18 protein-coding genes are annotated in these 18,647 nt (G+C 68.3%); 8 read left to right on the top strand and 10 right to left on the bottom strand.

Translation table 11 applies throughout. From position 1 onward, the window contains the following. The first annotated feature begins 107 nt into the window (after positions 1 to 107). From K9D25_RS04585 to K9D25_RS04570, 4 genes are read left to right on the top strand one after another with little or no spacing between them, the layout of a single operon-like run. Positions 108 to 1,028, top strand: a complete 921-nt coding sequence (locus K9D25_RS04585) for an ABC transporter permease (protein ID WP_244379753.1) — start codon at positions 108 to 110, stop codon at positions 1,026 to 1,028. Next, a complete protein-coding gene (locus K9D25_RS04580) occupies positions 1,025 to 1,813 on the top strand; it encodes an ABC transporter ATP-binding protein (RefSeq protein ID WP_244379745.1) in 789 nt (262 codons plus the stop codon). The genes K9D25_RS04585 and K9D25_RS04580 overlap by 4 nt, the downstream gene beginning before the upstream one ends. Before the next feature lie 5 nt (positions 1,814 to 1,818). Beyond that, positions 1,819 to 2,682: a carbon-nitrogen hydrolase family protein gene (locus tag K9D25_RS04575; RefSeq protein WP_244379743.1), complete on the top strand. Its 864-nt coding sequence runs from the start codon at positions 1,819 to 1,821 to the stop codon at positions 2,680 to 2,682. Then, the gene (locus tag K9D25_RS04570) at positions 2,670 to 4,211 is read left to right on the top strand and encodes an amidohydrolase family protein (RefSeq protein ID WP_244379741.1); all 1,542 of its coding nucleotides are present in this window, start codon (positions 2,670 to 2,672) and stop codon (positions 4,209 to 4,211) included. Before K9D25_RS04575 ends, K9D25_RS04570 begins: the two co-directional genes overlap by 13 nt. Before the next feature lie 118 nt (positions 4,212 to 4,329). Here the strand turns inward: K9D25_RS04570 and K9D25_RS04565 are convergent, their stop codons facing one another. From K9D25_RS04565 to K9D25_RS04545, 5 genes are all read right to left on the bottom strand, one after another. Beyond that, positions 4,330 to 5,211 (bottom strand): carbohydrate ABC transporter permease, encoded by an 882-nt coding sequence (locus K9D25_RS04565; RefSeq protein WP_244379739.1) that lies wholly within the window; start codon positions 5,209 to 5,211, stop codon positions 4,330 to 4,332. 126 nt (positions 5,212 to 5,337) lie between these two features. Continuing rightward, entirely contained in the window at positions 5,338 to 6,615 is a 1,278-nt protein-coding gene (locus K9D25_RS04560) for an extracellular solute-binding protein (protein WP_244379737.1), read from the bottom strand. A 78-nt stretch (positions 6,616 to 6,693) separates the two neighbouring features. Next, the gene (locus K9D25_RS04555; protein ID WP_244379735.1) at positions 6,694 to 7,491 is read right to left on the bottom strand and encodes a carbohydrate ABC transporter permease; all 798 of its coding nucleotides are present in this window, start codon (positions 7,489 to 7,491) and stop codon (positions 6,694 to 6,696) included. A gap of 13 nt (positions 7,492 to 7,504) precedes the next feature. After that, a complete protein-coding gene (locus tag K9D25_RS04550) occupies positions 7,505 to 8,656 on the bottom strand; it encodes an ABC transporter ATP-binding protein (protein WP_244379733.1) in 1,152 nt (383 codons plus the stop codon). 173 nt (positions 8,657 to 8,829) lie between these two features. Next, entirely contained in the window at positions 8,830 to 9,636 is an 807-nt protein-coding gene (locus K9D25_RS04545; RefSeq protein WP_244379731.1) for an SDR family NAD(P)-dependent oxidoreductase, read from the bottom strand. A 161-nt stretch (positions 9,637 to 9,797) separates the two neighbouring features. Here K9D25_RS04545 and K9D25_RS04540 point away from each other — a divergent pair, with 161 nt between their 5' ends. From K9D25_RS04540 to K9D25_RS04525, 4 genes are all read left to right on the top strand, one after another. Further along, positions 9,798 to 10,661: a DeoR/GlpR family DNA-binding transcription regulator gene (locus K9D25_RS04540; RefSeq protein WP_244379729.1), complete on the top strand. Its 864-nt coding sequence runs from the start codon at positions 9,798 to 9,800 to the stop codon at positions 10,659 to 10,661. Positions 10,662 to 10,697: 36 nt separating this feature from the next. Continuing rightward, positions 10,698 to 11,498 (top strand): BtpA/SgcQ family protein, encoded by an 801-nt coding sequence (locus K9D25_RS04535; RefSeq protein ID WP_244379727.1) that lies wholly within the window; start codon positions 10,698 to 10,700, stop codon positions 11,496 to 11,498. A gap of 102 nt (positions 11,499 to 11,600) precedes the next feature. Further along, positions 11,601 to 13,097, top strand: coding sequence for an FGGY-family carbohydrate kinase (locus tag K9D25_RS04530; RefSeq protein ID WP_244379720.1), 1,497 nt, complete (start codon positions 11,601 to 11,603; stop codon positions 13,095 to 13,097). Continuing rightward, positions 13,094 to 13,732: an HAD family hydrolase gene (locus K9D25_RS04525; protein WP_244379708.1), complete on the top strand. Its 639-nt coding sequence runs from the start codon at positions 13,094 to 13,096 to the stop codon at positions 13,730 to 13,732. Before K9D25_RS04530 ends, K9D25_RS04525 begins: the two co-directional genes overlap by 4 nt. Positions 13,733 to 13,742: 10 nt before the next feature. On the opposite strand, the gene K9D25_RS04520 is transcribed toward K9D25_RS04525, so the two are convergent. Genes K9D25_RS04520 through K9D25_RS04500 form a run of 5 tightly spaced genes read right to left on the bottom strand, consistent with a single transcriptional unit; the run spans position 13,743 to position 18,646 of the window. After that, the gene (locus K9D25_RS04520) at positions 13,743 to 15,068 is read right to left on the bottom strand and encodes an aspartate aminotransferase family protein (RefSeq protein WP_244379706.1); all 1,326 of its coding nucleotides are present in this window, start codon (positions 15,066 to 15,068) and stop codon (positions 13,743 to 13,745) included. Next, a complete protein-coding gene (locus K9D25_RS04515; protein ID WP_244379704.1) occupies positions 15,065 to 16,102 on the bottom strand; it encodes a phosphotransferase enzyme family protein in 1,038 nt (345 codons plus the stop codon). The genes K9D25_RS04520 and K9D25_RS04515 overlap by 4 nt, the downstream gene beginning before the upstream one ends. A gap of 4 nt (positions 16,103 to 16,106) precedes the next feature. Next, complete coding sequence (locus K9D25_RS04510) at positions 16,107 to 16,934, bottom strand: DeoR/GlpR family DNA-binding transcription regulator (protein ID WP_244379702.1); 828 nt, start codon at positions 16,932 to 16,934, stop codon at positions 16,107 to 16,109. Next, entirely contained in the window at positions 16,931 to 17,725 is a 795-nt protein-coding gene (locus K9D25_RS04505; RefSeq protein WP_244379700.1) for an ABC transporter permease, read from the bottom strand. The genes K9D25_RS04510 and K9D25_RS04505 overlap by 4 nt, the downstream gene beginning before the upstream one ends. 3 nt (positions 17,726 to 17,728) lie before the next feature. Next, the gene (locus tag K9D25_RS04500) at positions 17,729 to 18,646 is read right to left on the bottom strand and encodes an ABC transporter permease (protein ID WP_244379698.1); all 918 of its coding nucleotides are present in this window, start codon (positions 18,644 to 18,646) and stop codon (positions 17,729 to 17,731) included. Between the last annotated feature and the right edge of the window lies 1 nt (position 18,647).

The following is an 18,647-nucleotide window of genomic DNA, read 5'->3' as shown; positions in this document are numbered from 1 at the left end:
TGCGGCGACCCCGCCTCCTGCTGAGCCTTCCACGGGCGCCATGCGGCCCGTGGGCGTGCCATCCGGGGTCCGGTCTCCGCCCGGCCCCGCTTCACTGGAAGGACGCCATGACGATGACCGCAGATGCCGGGCAGACGCGCCTCGGCGAGGCCGGGGCCGGGCGCCCGGCGCCGAAGATCAAGCCGCCGCTCCTCTCGCCCGCCCTGCGCCGGCGGCTTGCCGCCATCGGCTGGGGGCTGGTCTCGCTCAGCCTGTTCGCCGGGCTGTGGGAGGCGCTGTGGTTCTTCGGCATGCTGAACCCGCTGCTGCTGCCGCCGCCGCACCTGTTTCTCTCCGACATTCCCGGCACGCTGAAATTCTTCGACCGTTCCAACCGCATCGGCTCGGTGGCGAGCGGGGTGGGCGTGTGGCCGCTGCTGTTCACCATGGGCTCGACCACGCTGCGCGTGCTCGTCGGACTCACGCTCGGCTTCACTTGCGGCGTCGCGGTGGGCGCGGCGATCCATTATGTGAAGCTCCTGCGCAACCTCCTGCTGCCGACCATCCTCCTGCTGGCGCCGATCTCGCCGGTGGCGTGGCTGCCGGTCGCCATCTTCGTCTTCGGCATTGGCGATGTGCCGGCGATCTTCCTTGTCTTCATCACCGTGTTCTTCGCCATCGTGCTCTCGACGGGAGCGCAGATCGAAAGCGTGCCGAAGAACTACATCCATGTCGCCCGCATCATGGGCGCCAGCCAGCGCCAGACCTTCTGGAAGGTCATTCTGCCCGCCATCTTGCCCAGCCTGTTCATGACGCTGCGGCTGAATCTGTTCGCCGCCTGGATGGTGGTGCTGATCGCCGAGACGGTCGGGGTGGGCACCGGGCTCGGCCAGATCACCTCCATGGCGCGCTCCACCTTCAACGCCAAGCTGGTCTTCTTCACCATGGCGATCATCGGCCTGCTCGGCTTCCTCTCGGATTTCGCCCTGCGGCAGGTGCAGACCAAGATGCTGTGGTGGATCGCCCCCAATCAGGGAGCCGCCCGATGAGCCGCCCCGCCGTTTCCATCCAGGCCGTCTCCAAGCGCTGGACCCCCGAGGGCCGCGCCCCGGTGCTGGCGCTCGACAACCTCACCTTCGATGTCGCGCCGGGCGAATTCATCGTCCTGCTCGGCCCTTCCGGCTGCGGCAAGTCCACGCTGCTCTACATGATCGCGGGTCTGGAGGAGGTCTCCGGCGGCACCATCGCCTGCGATGGCGAGCCGGTCACCGAGCCTTCCGCCGAGCGCGGGCTGATCTTCCAGGAAGCCTCGCTGTTTCCCTGGCTCACCATCGCCGACAATGTCGCCTTCGGCCTCGCCGTGCAGCATGTGCAGCCGGTGAAGCGGCGGGAGATCGCGGTGGAGACGCTGAAGCGCGTCGGCCTCGGCGACATGCTGGACAAGAAACCGGACGAGCTTTCCGGCGGCATGCGCCAGCGCGCCGCCTGTGCAAGGGCGCTCGCCATGCGCCCCAAAGTGCTGATGATGGACGAGCCCTTCGCCGCGCTCGACGTGCAGACCCGCGCCCGCATGCAGGACTTCCTGCTGCAGATCTGGCGCGACAGCGGCGCCTCGATCCTGCTTGTCACCCATTCCATCGACGAGGCGATCTCGCTCGCCGACCGGGTGGTGGTCTTCACCTCGCGGCCGGGCAAGGTGAAGACCATCGTGCCGCTCGATCTGCCGCGCCCGCGTGAATCGCGCGATCCGCGCTACCACGCCTATCGCGACCTGTTCACCGAATTGCTGGCGGACGAGGTGGACCGCGCCTTCGCCGAGCAGGAGGCGGTGTAGGCGCCATGGCTGCCCATTTCCTCGCCGCCGCCCTGCCGATCGGCCCGGCGGGCCGCGATCCCGCGCCGCTCTGGCGCGAGGCCGAGTCCGTCATTGCCGCCGCCGCGGCCGCGGGCGCCGGTCTCGTCGTGCTGCCCGAACTCTTCGCCCTTCCCTATGTCGCGGCGCAAGCGCCCGGCGACTGGGCGGGGCTGGCGGAGGCCCTCGATGGGCCGACGGTCGCGGCCGTGCGGGCAGCGGCGATGGCGAGCGGCACCGCCGTGCTGTTTGGCATGGCGCTGGCGAATGAAAGCGGGCGGCCCTTCAACGCCGCTCTGCTCGCCCGGCCGGACGGGCGGGTGGAGGTGCTGGCGCACAAGATCCATCTGCCGCCCGCCGGTCCCGGCGAGCCGTATGGCGAGGCCGATCATTTCACCCCCGGCGAACCGTCCGTCCGCACCTATGAGGTCGGCCCGGTCCGGGTGGCGGCCCTCATCTGCTACGACCGCCGCTTCCCCGAGTGCTGGCGCGCCGCCGCGCAGGCGGGGGCGGAGCTGGTGGCGGTGCTTGTCGGCGGGCCCGCCCCCTCCGATCCCGAAGGGCTCTACGCCGCTGAATTGCAGGCGAGCGCCCGCGCCAATGCCGTCTATGCACTCGCAGCCGCGCGCTACGGCACGGAAACCGTCACCGGCCGGCCGGTGCGCCATGATGGCGAGACGCTGGCCTTCGGTCCCGACGGCGCGCTGCTCGCCCGCGCCGCGCGTGCCGACCGCCGGCCGCTGCTCGTCGCCATCGATCCCGAACGGCTCGCCAAGGCGCGAGAAACCAACGCCACGGCGGCGCGCCTGCGCCTGCCCCGTCAGTTTGAGGTAGCATCATGTCTGAATTGATCGTCCAGGCCCGCTGGGTCGTTACCGGCATCCGCGACCGCTTCACCCCCGAGGTGATCGAGGAGGGCGCGGTGCTCTCGCGCAACGGCGTCATCGTCGCCGCCGGCACGCTGGACGAGATGCAGAAGCTGGCGCCGACGGCCGAGCTGCGGAAGTATCCCGACCACGCCATGCTGCCCGGCTTCGTCAACAGCCACCACCATGTCGGCATGACGCCGCTGCAGCTCGGCTCGCCCGATCACGCCCTGGAACTGTGGTTCGCCAGCCGCATGCCCGCCCGCCGGCTCGACCTGACGCTCGACACGCTCTATTCGGCCTTCGAGATGATCGCCTCCGGCGTCACCACGGTGCAGCACATTCATGGCTGGATGCCGGGAGGCTATGACGCCATCCACGGCGCCGCCACCAAGGTGCTGAACGCCTACCGTTCGCTCGGCATGCGCGCTTCCTATTGCTACGCCGTGCGCGAGCAGAACCGGCTGGTCTATGAGGCGGACGAAGCCTTCTGCGCCCGCCTGCCGGCCGATCTCGGCGAGGCGCTGGCCAAGCACCTGAAGTCGCAGGCCATGCCCTTTGACGATTTCCTCAAGCTGTTCGACCAGCTCACGGGGGAGAATGCGGGCAAGGACCTGACCCGCATCCAGCTCGCGCCGGCGAACCTGCACTGGTGCACAGATGAGGGGCTGCAGGCGCTCGACGCCAAGGCCAAGGCGGCCGGCGTGCCGATGCACATGCATCTCCTGGAGACCATCTACCAGAAGGAATATGCCCGCCGCCGCACCGGCAAGACGGCGCTGCGCCATCTCCACGATCTCGGCGTGCTCGGACCGCACATGACGCTCGGCCATGGCGTGTGGCTGAACGAGGAAGACATCGACATCGTCGCCGAGACCGGCACCTGCATCTGCCACAATTGCTCGTCGAATTTCCGCCTGCGCTCCGGCCTCGCCCCGCTCAACCGCTGGGAGGCCAAGGGCATCAATGTCGGCATGGGCCTCGACGAGGCCGGCATCAATGACGACCGTGACATGCTCTCCGAATTGCGCCTCGCTCTGCGCGTCCATCGCGAGCCGGGCATGGACGACGAAGACGTGCCGACCTGCCCGCAGGTGGTGAAGATGGCGACCGAAGCCGGCGCCATGACCACGGCGTTCGGTGCCAGCATCGGCCGGCTGGATGCGGGCCGGTTCTTCGACGCGGTGCTGATCAACTGGACCAAGGCGACCTATCCCTATCAGGACCCCGATATCCCGATGCTCGACGCGCTGGTGCAGCGCGCCAAGATGGGCGCGGTGGACGCGGTCTTCATCAATGGCGAGCGTGTCTATGAGGACGGGCGCTTCACCAAGATCGACCGCGAGGCGGTGCTGGCGGAGATCGCCGAGACGCTGGGCAAGCCGCGCAGCGAGGAGGAGGTCGCCCGGCGCGCGCTCGGCCGCGCCGTGTTCCCCTATGTGAAGAAGTTCTACGAAGGCTATCTGCCGGAGGCCGAGCCGACGCCGTTCTACGCCGCTTCGGCGCGCATCTAACCCCCCGACCCTGCGCACCGAGGAGAGGGCGCCCCGCGTGGGCGCCCTTTTTCGTGTGTGGAGCGTTTTCGAGCGAATTGGATACCGGTTCGCGTGAAGGGCGCGCGCTCGCGCCGTCTCAGCGCCGGCGCTCCAGCGTGGCGAAGAACAGCACGGTCAGGCCGAGCACGATCAACAGCAGCACGAAGGCCGCGGCGGCGCCCTCATTGAGGTGCAGGCCCAGGAAGGCGCGGCGATAGGCGAAGAAGCTCAGCACCTCGGTAGAGTTGCCCGGCCCGCCCTTGGTCAGAATGTAGGGCAGGTCATAGGTGCGGAATTCGTTGATCAGCTGGATGATCACCGCAATCGCCGCCACCGGCCGCAGCATCGGCAGGGTGATGTACCAGAACTGCTGCAGCGGCGTCGCCCCGTCCACCTCTGCCGCCTCATAGGGATCACGCGGCAGCGAGGCCAGGCCGGCGGCCAGAATCAGGATGACGAACGAGGTCTGCTGCCAGATGTCGATCGCCGCCATGGTCCACAGCGCGAAATCGGCATTGCCGAGCCAGTCGAGCCGGGGCAGGCCGAGGCTTTCCATCACCTGGTTGGCGATGCCGAGATTGGGTTGCAGCAGCATGCGCCAGATCAGCGCCACGCTCACCGGCGACATCGCCATGGGAATGGTGAGGATGGCGAAGTAAACCGGCTTCATCGTCACCGCGCGGTTCAGCATCAGGGCGACACCGAGCCCGAGCACGAATTCGCCTGCCACCGTGACCACGGAATATTTGATGGTCAGCCACAGAGCGTCCCAGAACAGCGGGTCGCTCATCACGATGGTGAAGTTCTTGAAGCCCGTGAAGGGCTGCAGCATCGGCTTCAGCAAGGTGAGCGAGGAAACCGAGATCAGCGCCGCATAGACCAGCGGCAGACCCATGACGATGGCCAGCGTGAGAAGGCCCGGTGCCGCGAAGGCCCAGCCGGTGCGCCAGTCCCGATCCGCCAGTGCCGCAAAGCGCATGCGCGTCGTCCGTTGCTTCAGAAGCGTCGAAAAGAGAGACCGGCGCGCCAGCCGACGAGGGGGAAGGCTGGCGCGCCGTATCGCCGGGAGCCTGCGGGGCTCACGCAGGGTTCCCGGCCGATGGGATTACTTGCTGAGCAGCTGGGTCAGGCCGTCAGCGGCGGCCTTCAGCGCGTCCTCGGGCTTGGCCTGCCCGCCGGCGGCGAGCGAGAGCTGGGCGCCGAGCACGTCCTCATACTGGGCGGAATAGGCGAAGATGGGGAACGACTTGCCGGAGGCGACGATCTCCAGGCCGGTCTTGTAGAACGGGTACTTCTTCAGCACCGCCGCATCCTCGAACACGTCCGAGCGCACCGGCGCGTGGCCTTCCAGGGCGCGGGCGACGGAGATCTTCTTGCCCTGCACCCATTCGATGAACTTCCAGGCCGCGGCCTTCGATTCATCCGAGGTGTTCTTCGGGATGCCCCAGCCCCAGCCGCCGCTCTCGCCATGGCCGCCGGGCATGACGGAGAGCGCCAGCTTGCCGGCGACCTTCGGGCACTTCTCGGCATTGTCGAGCTGCGGCAGCATCCACCAATAGGTGACCATGCTGAAGGCTTCGCCGGCGCACATCAGCCGCATCGTGTCGTCGAGCGTGGCGGAGAGGGCGCCCTGCTGCGCGCCCTTCTGCACGTTCTCGGCATAGAGCTTCAGCGCGGTCAGGCCCGCGGGGCTGTTGAGCACCACCTTGCGGTCGGCATCGAGATAGGCGCCGCCGGCGGAGAACAGGTAGTTGGAGAACTCCATCGAATTCGGGTCGCCGCGCTGGCCCTGCATGGCGGCGCCGACGACCGGCGTGTTGGCCTTGAAGAAGGCGGAGAGCGCAACATAATCGGCGAGCGTGGCCGGCAGAGCCAGCTCCTTGCCGGTCTTGGCCTTGTAGTCCGCCTTGATCTTGGCGTCGTTGAGCAGATCGGTGCGGTAGATCAGGCCCATGGAGTAATTGTACATGGGCAGGATCGGCGTCGCGTCCTTTGTCTGGCCGAGCAGGTCCAGCATGGACGGGATGAACGGTTTCAGGTCGAAGCCGGACTTGGCGATGTAGGGGTTGAGGTCTTCCAGCCAGCCGGCGGCGGGGAATTCGCCCGCCCAGAGGAAGTCGACTTCGAGCAGGTTGTAATAGCTCTCCGGCGAGACGAGCTGGGCGACCAGCTTGTCGTGCATGTCGCCATAGCCGATCTTCTCGAATTCGACCTTGATGCCGGTCTCCTTCTCGAATTCCGGCAGCAGCTTCTCGATGATCTGCGTCTCCGGCACGTCTTCCATCAGCGCGCGCAGGGTCACGTTCTGCGCCTGCGCCGCACCGGCCGTCGCGAGCAGGGTGGCGCCGAGCAGCGCCGCCTTGAGGCTACACCTAAACTGCATCTCGTTCTCCTGTTCCTCTGGAGCGGGCTTTGCCCGCCTCGTTGGCGCGCGCCCGAATGGGCGCGGCGGAAGGCACGCTTACTTCACGCTGCCGAAGGTCAGCCCCTGGACGATGAAGCGCTGGATGAAGCGCGAGGCGATCACCAGCGGCAGCACGGCGAGCACGACGCCGGCCGACACCTTGGCAATCTGCACGCCGTTGGAGGTCTGGAGCGCGGCCAGCGCCACCGGCACGGTCGCGGTCTGTGGACCGCTCAGCACCAGCGCGAACAGGAACTCGTTCCAGGTGAGGATGAAGCCGAGCACGCCGGCGGCGGCGATGCCGGGCAGCGAGACCGGCAGCACGATGCGCCAGAACGCCCCCCAGGCGGTGGCGCCGTCGGTCTGCGCCGCCCATTCGAGATCGACCGGAATGCCCTCGAAGAACCCCATGAGGATCCAGATCAGGAAGGGCAGATTCACCGCCGCATAGACGATGATGAGGCCGGTGAGCGAATTGGTGAGTCCCACCGTGCGCAGCAGCGCGAAGGCCGGCAGCACGATGGCGACGGGGGGCAGCATCTGCGTCGCCAGCACGGCGAAGCGCCCGGCCCGGCCGCTGGTCTTGAACCGGGCGAAGGCATAGCCGGTCATCGCCGCGAAGGGCAGCGCCACCACCACCGAGCCGAAGGCGACGATCAGGCTGTTGAGATAGGACTGGCCGTAGCGGGTGGAGGTGAACAGGGCGACGTAATTGTCGAGCGTCACCGCCGGCATCAGTTCCGGCGAATAGGACAGGTGCTCGGGCAGCAGGCTGGTGCGGATGACCCAGAGCAGTGGCACGAGGATGACGGCGCAGGCGAAGAGAAGTCCAAGATGAAGTCCGATGCGCCGCATGCCGCCCCCTCCCTCAGTTCTGACCGAGGCGGAGGCTGGGGCGGGGGAAGGCCCGCGTCGTCTCCTTGTCGAACAGGTGCATGGGGCGCGGATCGAGATAGAGCGGCACGCGCGCGCCCACCGGCGCCGTGAAATGACGCGACAGCCGGGCGGAAATTTCCTGCGGCTTGCCCGCGAACCCGCCACCGGCCTCGCCCGTCCCGATCTGCCCGACCAGAATATTCTCGACGCCGAGCGCTTCCATCGCCACGACGCTGACCTCGATCGGCGCGTAGCCGGGCTGCGGCGCCTCGTGCAGGTCTTCCGGGCGCAGGCCGAAAATCACCTCGCGCCCGGCGACGGGCGCATAGGCGGCACGGTGGCGCTCCGGCACCTCGACCTCAAAGCCGTCGCCGACCACCACGAGGGTGTCGCCGCGCGCCTCCAGCCGGGCGGGCAGCAGGTTCATCGGCGGGGTGGCGAGGAAGCGGGCGACGAACGTGTCCACCGGGTCGGCATAGACATCGAGCGGCCGGCCGACCTGGATCATCCGGCCGTCACGCATGATGCAGATGCGGTCGCCCATGGTCATCGCCTCGACCTGATCATGGGTAACGTGAACGATAGTGCGGCCCAGCCGGCGGTGCAGCTTGACGAGTTCGAGCCGCATCTCCGCCCGCAGCTGGGCGTCGAGATTGGACAGCGGCTCGTCGAGCAGGAAGGCGACGGGATCGCGGACGATGGCGCGGCCGAGCGCCACGCGCTGGCGCTGGCCGCCGGAGAGCGCGGCGGGCTTGCGGTCGAGATAGGGGGTGAGGCCGAGCAGCCCCGCCGCCTCGCGGATCTTCTCGTCGATCACGGGGCGGGCGACGCCGCGCATCTTGAGGCCGAAGCCCATATTCTCGCGCACGCTCATATGCGGGTAGAGCGCGTAGGACTGGAACACGACGGCGATGTTGCGGTCGCGCGGGGGCACGTTGTTGACGCTGCGCCCGGCGATGCGCAGATCGCCCGAGGTGATGCTTTCCAGCCCGGCGATCATGCGCAGTGTCGTCGATTTTCCGCAGCCCGAAGGGCCGAGGAAGATCACGAACTCGCCTTCTCCAACGGAAAGGTCCACGTCGCGGACGCCATAGGCGCCGTTGGCGTAGAGCTTGGAGACATGATCGAGTTCGATCGACGACATCAGCGATCCTTTGCCCATCGGGGCCGGGCCCCGGCCTCGGGTGCGGGGGGAGGAGGAAAACTCCGCCCGGTGCGCCGTCGGCGGGCGGAGTGTAATCGGACAAAAACGAACACCGCAAGTGCTAATTCAAACGCGGGCGCATGAAAATCGATCACGCCGCGCGGCGGGCGCGCTCAGGTCGTGTAGACGCCGCCGGTGACGTTGACGCCCTGTCCGGTCATGAACCGGGCCTGTTCCGAGGCGAGGAACACCACGACATCGGCCACGTCTTCCGGCACTTCCAGCCGGCCAAGCGGGGTCTGGGCGATGTAGTCGTCGATCACGCGCTGCGGGTTCACGCCGCGCAGGCTGGCCTCCCACTCCACCTCACGCGACTGCATGCCCGTGGCGACGAAGCCGGGGCACACGGCGTTGACGCGGATGCCCTTGGGGGCGAGTTCGCGCGCCAGCGCCTGCGTCCAGCCGAGCACGGCGAATTTCGAGGCGGAGTAGTGCGCGAGGAAGGGGGCGCCGACCTTGGCGGCGAGCGAGGCGGTGTTGACGATGCAGCCCTTGCCCTGCGCCACGAAGTGGCGGGCGGCGATCTGGTTGGTGAGGAAGACGCCGCGGGTGTTGACGTCGAAATTGAAGTCCCATTCCTCGTCGGTCAGGTCCAGCGCGCCGCGCATGGTGGAGACGCCCGCATTGGCGACCAGCAGGTCGCAGCCCCCCAGCCCGTCCAGCACCTGCGCGAAGGCGGCCTCGACCGAGGCGCGCTTGCGCACATCCACCTCGACCGCGAGGGCCCCTTCGCCGAGCGTGGCTGCCGTCTCCTGCGCCGCCGCGAGGTTGATGTCGCCGACGGCGACCCGCACGCCCTGCCGGGCCAGCGCGACGGCAATCGCCCGCCCGATGCCGGTGGCGCCGCCGGTCACGAAGGCGAGGCGGCCCTTGAGCTCGTAATAGGCCGGGGCGGGGGCGGAAGGCGCGGGCGGGTTCATGCGGGGCTCCTCATGTTCGCGGGGTAGCTTATATGAACATAAGCGCACATCAAGTGTGTTGTTGTGTTTGATCTTGTGCGAGTCCTGGGTTAAACAGGATTGGCCGACCGGCCGCGAATCCGCTCCTCTGCGAGGGAACCGCGATCAGGCAGGGGTAAGCGATGGCCGACGATGTGTCCTACCGAGAGAGTGTCCTGGCCGAGCCGCCGGCCGGCGAGGACCGTCCGCGCCCGCTCTCGCATGTACGCCACGCCCGGATTCTGGATCATCTCGCCGCCGCCGGTTCCGTCGGCGTCGCGGCTCTCGCGACCGAACTCGGCGTGTCCGACATGACCATCCGTCGCGACCTGCTGGAGCTGGAGCGCGACGGGCGGCTGCTTCGTGTGCATGGCGGGGCGGTGCTGGCGGAGACGCCGGCCAGCAGCGTCGCCATGGACAGCGAGGAGCCGCGTTTTGAGGCCCGACTGCGCCGCGGCAGCGAGGCCAAATCCGCCATCGCCGCCTGCGCCGCCAGCATTGTGAGCGGCTACCGCACCTGCGCCATCGATGTCGGCACCACCACCTATCTGATGGCCGGGCATCTGCGCGAGGCGGACCATCTCAAGGTCTTCACCAACAGCCTGCGCGTCTCTGCCCATCTCGATGGCGGCGCGCCGGAAGTCTATGTCGCCGGCGGCCGGGTGCGCCCGGAAGAGATGTCGGTGTGGGGCCCCACCGCCGTCGCCCAGTTCGAGAAGCTGTGGTTCGATGTCGCCGTGCTCGGCACGTCGGGCATGACGGCGGAAGGCTTCTTCGACTATTCCTTCGAGGACACCGACATGAAGCGCGTCTATCTGCGCCGGTCGGGGTTCAAGATCCTTTTGTGCGACAGCGCCAAGTTCCAGCGCATGTCGCTGGTCCAGGTCGGCACGCTCGCCGACATCAACCTGCTTATCACCGACGCCGAGCCGCCCCCGCGCATCGCCGCCGCCCTCGCCGCGGCGCGTGTCGAGGTGCGGCTCGCGCCGCCCGCCGCCGGACAGTGAGGCGCCGCGCGCGCCGTCCCCTCAAGGAGAGTTGCAATGGTTTTCGAGTGTTTCGGCGCCAAGAAGAAGGTCGTCATCGCCATGGCCCATATCGGTGCCCTGCCCGGTGCGCCGCTCTATGACGCCGATGGCGGCCTCGACAAGCTGATCGAGGGCGTGCTCGCCGATGTCGAGAAGCTGCAGGCCGGCGGCGTCGACGCCATCATGTTCGGCAATGAAAACGACCGTCCCTACGTCTTCAAGGGCTCGCCCGCCTCCATCGCCGCCATGTCCGCCATCGTGCAGGCTGTGAAGCCCAGCCTGAAAGTGCCGTTCGGCGTCAATTATCTCTGGGACCCCGTCGCCACCGTCGCCATCGGCGCCGTCACCGGCGCGAGCTTCGTGCGCGAGATCTTCACCGGCCTGTTCGCCTCCGACATGGGCCTGTGGGAGCCGAACTGCGCCGAGGCGGCGCGGCTGCGCCACGACCTCAAGCGCGACGACATGAAGATGCTGTTCAACATCAATGCCGAGTTCGCCCATTCGCTCGACCAGCGGCCGATCGAGCTGCGGGCCAAGAGCGCGGTGTTCTCCTCGCTCGCCGACGCCATCCTGGTTTCCGGCCCCATCACCGGCCAGCCGGCCGACCAGTCGCACCTGAAGAAGGTGGCCGAGACGGTGAAGGACGTGCCGATCTTCGCCAATACCGGCGTCAATATCGACAATATCCGCGACATCTTCTCGGTCGCCTCGGGCGTCGTCATTGGCACGCATTTCAAGGTCGACGGCAACACCTGGAATGCGGTGGAGCAGGCGCGCGTGTCGCGCTTCATGGATGTGGTGAATTCCATCCGCTGATCTGAACCTTCAGCCTGGCCTCATCCCGGCACGGCGCGCTCCGTGCCGGGATGAGGCTTGCCTCACCCCCACGCGGCCGCGCGCCACGATGAGGTCTTCACGATGAGCTGCGTCCTCGGCCTCGATATCGGCACCACCTCCACCATCGGCCTGCTGCTGCGGCTGCCGGGGGAGATCCTGGCTGTCGCCTCGCGGCCGGTGACGCTGACCTCCCGGCACGCCGGCTGGGCGGAGGAAGACCCCGCCGAATGGTGGGCCAATGTCTGCGCGCTCAGCCATGAACTCATCGCGCGCGCCGGCATCGACGCGGCGGAGATTGCCGCCGTCGGCGTCACCGGCATGCTGCCGGCCGTGGTGCTGCTGGACGAGGCGGGCACCCTCCTGCGCCCCTCCATCCAGCAGAGCGACGGGCGCTGCGGGGCGGAAGTGGCGGAACTGCGGGCCGAGCGCGACGAGGCCGCCTTCATCGCCAAGGCCGGCAACGGCATCAACCAGCAGCTCGTCACCGCCAAGCTGCGCTGGATCGCCCGGCATGAGCCTGACGTGTTCGCGCGCATCGCCACCGTGTTCGGCTCCTATGATTACGTGAACTGGCGCCTCACCGGCGAACGGGCGGTGGAACAGAACTGGGCGCTGGAGGCCGGCTTCGTCGATGTTTCCCGCCACGCCATCGACGACGATCTCGTGGCCTGGGCGGGCATTCCCCGCAGCGCCATCCCGCGCAAGACCGCCTCGCATGAGGTGATGGGCCATGTCTCGCCGCAGGGCGCGGCGGCCACCGGGCTTGCGGTCGGCACGCCGGTCATCGGCGGCGCGGCGGACATGATCGCCTCGGCGCTCGGCGCCGGCGTCACCCAGCGAGGCGACATCCTTTTGAAGTTCGGCGGCGCCATCGACGTTCTCGTCGCTACCGACCAGGTGAAGCCGGACCCGCGCCTCTATCTCGACTATCACCTCATTCCCGGCCTCTATATGCCCAATGGCTGCATGGCGACCGGCGGCTCGGGGCTGAACTGGTTCGTGCGCAATTTCGCTGGCGGCGAGGCGGCGGCCGCCGAGAAAGCCGGGCTCAGCCTGCACCAGCATCTCGACACGCTCGCCGAGGCGCGCCCGGCCGGCGCGGACGGGCTGACTGTGCTGCCCTATTTCCTCGGCGAGAAGACGCCGATCCACGACCCCGCCGCGCGCGGGGTCATCGACGGGCTCACCCTCTCGCATGATATCGGCCATGTCTGGCGGGCGCTGCTGGAAGGCTATGCCTATGCCTGCGCCCACCATGTCGAGGTGCTGCGCGATATGGGCCACAGCGCCGGCCGCGTGCTGGTGTCCGATGGCGGCTCGAATTCGCGGGTGTGGATGCAGATCGTCGCGGATGTGCTGCAGCAGCCTGTGCACCGGCTGAAGGGGCACCCGGGCTCCTCGCTCGGCGCGGCCTGGACAGCGGCGGTGGGCATCGGCGCGGCGGAGTGGGGCGGCATTTCCCGCTTTGTCGCGCAGGACGAGATCTTGCAGCCCAACCCCGCTTCCGCCGCGATCTATGCCGCCGGCTATGCCCGCTACCGCGATCTCTATCGCCGCCTCGAAGGGCGCCCTTCATGAGCGCGCCCCGCTTCAGGGCGGTCGCCTGGGACATTGACGGCACGCTGATCGACAGCGAGCCGCTGCACCACCGCGCGCTGCTCGCCGCCTGCCGGGCGCTCGGCAGCGATCTCTCGGACCTGCCGGACCAGGCGTTTCGCGGCATCCATATGGGCGATGTGTGGAAGCTCGTCTCTCCGCGCCTCGCCGCCGAAGTGACCGAGGCCGAATGGGCGGCGCTGATCGACACGCACTATACCGACAACCGCGCCAGCCTCATCGCCCTGCCGGGCGCCGTCGCCACCATCCGCGCTCTGGCAAAGCGCGGCGTGGCGCAGGCCTGCGTCTCCAATTCCAGCCGCTCGGTGGTGGACGCCAACATCGCCGCGCTCGGCATTGCTGACGCCATCGCCTTCTCGCTCAGCCTCAACGATGTGACGTCGGGCAAGCCCGATCCCGAGCCCTATCGCCGCGCCTGCGCCCGGCTCGGCCTGCCGCCGGAGAGCGTGGTGGCGGTGGAAGACAGCCGCTCCGGTGCGCTTTCCGCCCGCGCGGCCGGGCTGTTCGTGGTGGGCTACACCCCGAGCGGCGGCGGCTTCGAGGCGGTCGACCTTGAGATCGATCGGCTGGAAAACCTGCTGGCGCTGTTCGGCTGATCCCGGCTTCTCAGGCCAGCAACTCCTCCAGCGCGTCGACCAGCGCATCCGCATGCGCCGTGGTCACGCACAGCGGCGGGCGGATCTTCAGCACATTGCCGTAGCGGCCGGCGGCGCCGATGAGGATGCCGTGGTCGCGCAGCCCGTTGATCAGCGCCTTGGCGAGGTCGGGCGCCGGCCCCTTTTCGGTGCCGAACTCGATGCCGAGATAAAGCCCCGCCCCGCGCACGGCGGTGATGGGTGCGCGCGCCTGCAGCCGGGTCAGCCGCGCGGTGAGGTGCCGCCCGACCCGCGCCGCATTGGCGATGAGGTCGTCCTCCTCGATCGCCTCCAGCACGGCGAGCCCGGCCGCGCAGGCCGCCGGGCTGCCGGCGAAGGTGTTGAAATAGCCGAAATCGGCGCAGAAGGCGTCGAGGATCTCCGGGCGGGTGACGAGGCCGGCGATGGGATAGCCATTGCCCATCGGCTTGCCCATAGTGACGATATCCGGCACCAGCCGGTGGCGGGAAAAGCCCCACATGCCGGCGCCGGTGCGCCCGAAGCCCGGCTGCACCTCATCGGCGATGAACAGCCCGCCGGCGGCGCGCGCCACCTCCACCGCCGCCTTCAGGAAGCCCGGCGGGTCGGCATAGACGCCGTCCGAGGAGAAGATGGTGTCGACCAGCAGCCCGGCGAAGCCGATGCCGTCCGCCTTCAGCGCCGCGATCTCCGCCTTCACCGCGTCGGCGAAACCCTGCGCCACATCATTGCCGAACAGCGCCGGGTCGGGCGGGGGCACGGTACGGACATGGCGCGGCGGCGCGCCGGTCTTGTAGGAGGAGGGCGAGACCTCGGTGACGGTGGCGGTGTTGCCGTGATAGGCGGCGCGGGTGACGATGATGCCCTCGGCGCCGCTCGCCTTGCGGGCCAGCCGCAGCGCCAGATCGTTGCTCTCGCTCCCCGTGCAGGTCAGCACCACATTGCTGAGCGCGGCCGGGAAGGTGGCGAGCAGCTTTTCCGCATAGTCATGCGCCACGTCGAACAGATAGCGCGAATGGGTGTTGAAGCTGCCGATCTGCGCCCGCACCGCCTCCACCACCTTGGGGTGGCAGTGCCCGACGCTGGGGACGTTATTGTAGAAATCGAGATAGGCCCGCCCGTCGGACGCATGAATAGTGGCGCCTTCCGCCCGCAGAATGCGCAGCGGCTCGTCATAGAACAGCACCGAGCCGGAACCGAAGGCACGGCGGCGCCGCTCCACCAGCGCGGCGACATCGGGCGCCATGGCGCCGGTGGCGCCGGAGAAGGCGTTGAGGTCGAGAATCTGCCGTTCCGGCTGCGCGTTCGCCCGCGTCATGATGCGGCCCTCCCGGCCACGGCGCGTGGCTGCCGCGCGTCATAAGTGGCGAGAAAGCCGCGGGCGAGGTCCACCGTGCCATGGGTATAGCCGTCGCCCAGCGCCTGCGCGGTCGGGGTTTCCGCATGCGAGGCGATCCAGGCGGTGAGCAGCAGCCGGCGCAGCATGATGAACACCGGCAGCAGCGCGCATTCCTCCTCGGCCAGCGGCGCGACGGTGCGATAGCCCTCGATCCACGCCGCCTGCAGCGTCGGAATATAGGGCTCGTGCTCGCTGAAGCTCACGGCAGAGGCGAAGTCGTAGAGATACCAGCTGAAGCCGCAATCATCGAAGTCGATCACCGAGAGCGTGTCGCCCTCCACCAGCAGATTGGCGAGCCGCATATCGGCATGGACGAGGCCGAAACGCGCGTCGCCCGTGCCGTAATCGTCCAGCAGGTCGCGCAGCACCGCGTCGGTGCGTTCCAGCACGGCGCGGCCCTCGGCCGTCAGGCCCGGCGCGGCGCGCCAGTCGCCCCACAGCTTCACCTTGCCCAGCATGGCGTCATAGTCCCAGCGCTTGCGGGTGAAGCCTTCGGGGCGCTGCCAGGCGCGGGCGTGAAGGTGCAGCCGGGCATTGATGGCGCCGAGCTCGCGGTACCAGCGGGCGAGGTCGTCGCCCTCCGCCGGCTCGCGCCCCGGCAGCAGCTCGAACGCCACGGCATGGCGGCACGTGCCGTCCTCATCGAGATCGGCGATCAGCCCGCCGTCGACCTGCGGCACCGGCGTCAGCGTCGCCACCACGCCCGCGCGCCCCAAAGCGGTGAGCCAGGCGAGTTCGGATTCGATCTCCGCGCGGCTGTGATAACCCGGCCGGTGGACGCGGAACACCAGCGCGCGCCCGGTCGCCGGGTCCTCGGCGCGGAAGGTGGCGTTCTCGGAAATGGTGAGCAGCCGCACCTCGCTCGCGTCGGAGAGGCCCCAGCGCGGCAGGGCGGCGCGCAGGGCGTTCTCGATGCGGCTGAGGAAGGCGGCGTCATAGATCGGCTGGGTCATGGCTTTACGTCTCGGCAACAGTGATCTCGACCCGCGCCCGCCCCAGCGCCCGCGCCACCGCGCCTTCGGGCGCGCGGTCGGTGACGAGATGCTGGATGTCGGGAATGCGGGCCCAGATGGCGAGCGAGGGCACGTCGAATTTCTGGTGGTCGGAAACGATGATGGTCTGCGCCGCCCGGTTCATCATGGCGCGGTAGACATAGGCGGCATCCGGCTCGGCATCGGCGAGGCCGTCGGTGGTGATGCCGGATATGCCGAGAATGGCGCGGTTCACATTGTAGTTCTGCAGGAACTCGCCGGTCTCGACCCCCACCATCATGCCCTCGCGCGCATTGTAGCGGCCGGGGCACATGATGACCTCGATGGTCGGGTTGGCGGAGACCACCGTCGCCACCGAGAAGGAATGGGTGATGACGGTGAGGTCGCGGCAGGCGGCGGCCATGCGGCGGGCGACATGGGTCGTGGTGGCGCCGGCGCCGATGGCGATCACCTCCTTCGGGGCGATCAGCTTCACCGTGGCGGCGGCGATGGCCTCGCGCTGCGCCACCATCAGCCCGTGCCGCTCGGTGACGGAAGGTTCGGACGCCAGGGGCCGCACCGCGCCGCCATAGGTGCGGTTGATCAGCCCTTTCTCGCCGAGCTCGAACAGGTCGCGGCGGATCGTTTCCGTCGAGACGTTGAGCTCGGTGGCGAGGTCGCCGACGCGCGCCGAGGCCGAGGCGCGCATTTCGGCAAGGATGCGCGCCTGCCGCGCCGCCTTGTCGAGGCGCGGCGGCCGGCGCTCCGCCCGTGCGAGAGGGGCGTCGCTGTCCTTCGGTGCGGCGCCGTTCATGCCGCCGCCCGCCGCCGCAGCAGGATGCCGATCAGCCCCCCGGCCAGCAGCAGGCAGGCCGCGCCCAGCGTCGCCATGGTGCCGAGCGCCGGCACCATCGGCGTGTAGCCGGCCACCATCTTGGCGTAGAGCCATTCGGGAATCGTCGAGTCGGCACCCGTTGTGTAGAGCGAGAGCGGGAAATTGCTCCAGGACAGCAGGAAGGCGAACAGCATGCCGGACCAGATGCCCGGCCACAGCAGCGGCAGCGTCACCTCGCGGAACACCTGGGTGCGCGAGCAGCCGAGATCATAGGCCGCTTCTTCCAGCGACGGGTCGAAGCCATAGACCTGAATGGCGATGACCAGCGTCACCACGGGCACGATCCAGATCATGTGGGCGAACACCGCCGTCATCCAACTGGTCTGGATGCCCACCGCGTTGAAGCCGAGCAGCATGGCCAGCCCCAGCACCGGCTGGGGGAAGAAGATCGGCAGCAGGATTAGCTTCTGGTAGAGCTTGCGCCCCTTCCACTCATAGCGCGCGAAGGCGAGCGCGCCGAAAGTGGCGATGACGACGGAGAACACCGTCACCAGCAGCGCGATCGCGATCGAGGTCTTCACGATCATGCCGATCTCGATCGAATCCAGCGTCTTCTGCCACCATTCGGTCGAGTAGGTTTTGATGGGAAAGCCGAAATACCGGCTCTTGTTGAAGCTCGCCAGCGCCCCGCAAATGATGGGCAGGTAGATCGCGACGAGGACGAACAAGGTCCACGCCCAGATCGCGGCATTGGTGCGCCTGTGGCCCATGGCTCAGCGCCTCCCCAGCATGCGGTCGAGATCGAGCTTCGACAAGGCGAACAGGGTCAGCGCACCGATGAAGAAGGTGACGACCACCGCGAGCGCCGAGCCGAGCGGCCAGTTCTGCGAATAGGTGAAGGCGATTTCGATATCGTGCGAGATGACGATGATCGACTGGCCGCCGAGGATCTTCGCTTCCGCCGTGGCGCCGATGGCGAGCACGAAGGTGAGCAGCATGCCGATGAGAATGCCCGGCATCGCCAGCGGCAGTTCGATCTCGCGCCAGATGAACAGTCGCCCGGCGCCGAGGTCGCGCGCCGCGTCCACGAGGTCGCGCGGCACCAGGGCGAGGCCGAGCGTCATCGGAAACAGCATGAAGGGCAGATAGGTGTAGACCATGCCGAACAGGGTGACGCCCGGCGTGTACAGCACTTCCGGCCCGCCGGAGAGGCCGAGCCATTTCAGCGTGCCGTCGAGCACGCCGTTCTTGATGAAGAACAGCACCCAGCCATAGAGCCGCACATTCTCCGAGACGAAGAGCGGGAACACGAACAGCACGCTGATCAGCGCCGACCAGCGGCCGAACACCATGTTGAGCCCATAGGCGATGGGGTAGGCGATGACGGCGAGGATCGCCACGGTGAGCAGGGCCAGCCCGCAGGACCACAGGAAGGACAGCCACACCGTGTTGGAGGGGTCGAACAGCGTGGCGAAATTCGCCAGGGTGAAGCTGGTGAACACATCGAAGCTGCGCGGCGTGGCGAAGGCATAGCCGAAGATCGCCACCAGCGGCGCGAGAAAGCCGATGCCGAGCAGGATCGCCACCGGGAGCGCGCAGCGCGCGCCGACGGAGAGCATCCGCGCATGGCGCAACTGGCGGGCGCTTTCGGCGGCGGCCCCCGGCGCGGGGGCGAGGGCGAGGTCGGCCATG

It is taken from the genome of Ancylobacter polymorphus, from assembly GCF_022836935.1.
Lineage (GTDB): Bacteria > Pseudomonadota > Alphaproteobacteria > Rhizobiales > Xanthobacteraceae > Ancylobacter > Ancylobacter polymorphus_A.
The sequence above is the reverse complement of the archived record's forward strand: the minus strand, read 5'-3'. Positions and strand labels throughout refer to the sequence as shown.